This window comes from Candidatus Symbiopectobacterium sp. NZEC127 (genome assembly GCF_025962675.1).
Taxonomy (GTDB): Bacteria; Pseudomonadota; Gammaproteobacteria; order Enterobacterales; family Enterobacteriaceae; genus Symbiopectobacterium.
Map to the genome: position 1 here is coordinate 1 of NZ_JAGFPG010000054.1, position 596 is coordinate 596.

The following is a 596-nucleotide window of genomic DNA, read 5'->3' on the forward strand; positions in this document are numbered from 1 at the left end:
CAAACAACAGGTCGGTAAACACCAGACCATAAGCCAGACCGAGCGAGCTGTTACCCAGTTTGCTGATGAACAACAAACCGATACGACGGCCAAAGCCGGTTTTGATAAAGCCGCGCGAGATAAAGAAGGCGCAGGCGATCATCCAGATGGTCGGGTCGCTAAAGCCAGCCAACACGTCCTTAATCGAGAGCAAACCAAGGATCGCCACGGACGTCAAACTGAACATCGCCATGGCACCGAGGGGATACGGGGAGAGAATAAGACCAATAACGGTGGCAATGAAGATGGCCATCAGGTGCCAAGCATCAGGCTTGACGCCCTCCGGCACAGGCAATAACCATAACGCGATAGCAATACCGATAATGATGAGGAGCTTAACTAACCTGCTACTGTTTGCAGACATAAAAACACCACGCTAGAAGATTAAAACGGAATTCGTTTTTTCCCACCCAATGCAGTGCGGAGGAGCGGTGTTTCGTTATTCTTCCTTCATCACCCCGATTACCAATATCTTATTCTCTTGATTGTCATTCTAATTCGGTAATAAGGATATTTTGTAAAGCGGATACATCAGCAGCAGAAAAAAAGGCGAGAAA

1 protein-coding gene is annotated in these 596 nt (G+C 47.8%); it reads right to left on the reverse strand.

The features are described from left to right. Window positions 1-403 (reverse strand): anion permease (locus J5069_RS23890; protein WP_264646132.1); only part of this gene is annotated, 403 nt, incomplete at its 3' end. Window positions 404-596: the final 193 nt, after the last annotated feature.